Raw genomic sequence first — 419 nt, forward strand, 5'->3', positions numbered from 1 at the left:
CCACCGAATAATGTGCCATTATTTGAATTATTATTTTCACTACCTGTTTCTGGTAATGCTTTAGCTGTTTTATGCTGATCTTTAACCGTACTCATTGGTTTAGTCGGAGTATGTTTACCTGCATCTGAATCTGAATCGCTATCCGAATCTGAATCGCTGTCTGAGTCGCTATCTGAGTCTGAATCGCTGTCCGAATCTGAGTCACTATCTGATGTTTCTTCTTCGTAGTAGCCATTATCAAGTGTGAAATCATCATGATCCGTAATTGTTACATCAACTTCGCCACCATCGGCATCTTTATCATCTTCAGTTGTATTTGTACCTGTTTGAGTTAAACCAGCAGGCTTTTCAAAGATAACTTTGTATTTACCACTATCTAAATTATCAAAGCGGTATTTACCATTTTCATCTGTTTCAGT

General features: G+C 37.5%; 1 protein-coding gene. It reads right to left on the reverse strand.

The annotated features are described in order from the left end of the window. A partial coding sequence (locus FHL79_RS24850; RefSeq protein WP_218938611.1) for an SdrD B-like domain-containing protein occupies positions 1 to 419 on the reverse strand: 419 nt, incomplete at both ends.

Origin of the sequence: Modestobacter altitudinis (genome assembly GCF_005930475.1) — a bacterium.
GTDB classification, from domain to species: domain Bacteria; phylum Actinomycetota; class Actinomycetes; order Mycobacteriales; family Geodermatophilaceae; genus Modestobacter; species Modestobacter altitudinis.